At 36.6% G+C, this 437-nt stretch carries 1 tRNA gene; it reads left to right on the top strand.

What is annotated here, in order from left to right:
• Positions 1–78 precede the first annotated feature (78 nt).
• Positions 79–154, top strand: a tRNA-Val gene (locus tag BCU75_RS20745).
• The last annotated feature ends 283 nt before the right edge of the window (positions 155–437 follow it).

Below are 437 nucleotides of genomic sequence, written 5' to 3'. Positions count from 1 at the left end.
ACCCACCATTCTTTCTCCGCGTAAAGGATGGCTTTTATTTTCACTTTTATTAAAAGTGAAGACAAAAGAAACTATCGTGGGCGATTAGCTCAGTTGGGAGAGCACCTGCCTTACAAGCAGGGGGTCACTGGTTCGAGCCCGGTATCGCCCACCATTCTCTAAATATTCTTAGTTATTAAAATCTCCAAACCACTTCTTTTGTCGTTGGTTGGTATATTTGACCCTGAGAGTCTTTAGAAAATGTGAATTTTAGAACACTGGTTCTTAAAATCTCATGCTCTTTAACAATTTGGAAAGCTGACTGATTGATTACTTACGAGTAATTCAATCAAATTTAAAAGTTCTCAATGTTTATCTTTCATTAGATAAACACAACAAACACATTCAAGTGTCTTGTATTCGAATCAAACTTTAGTTTGATTCACAATTGAGTCCGG

This window comes from Vibrio splendidus (assembly GCF_002873455.1).
GTDB classification, from domain to species: domain Bacteria; phylum Pseudomonadota; class Gammaproteobacteria; order Enterobacterales; family Vibrionaceae; genus Vibrio; species Vibrio splendidus_J.
This window is presented reverse-complemented; position numbering and strand designations above follow the sequence as displayed.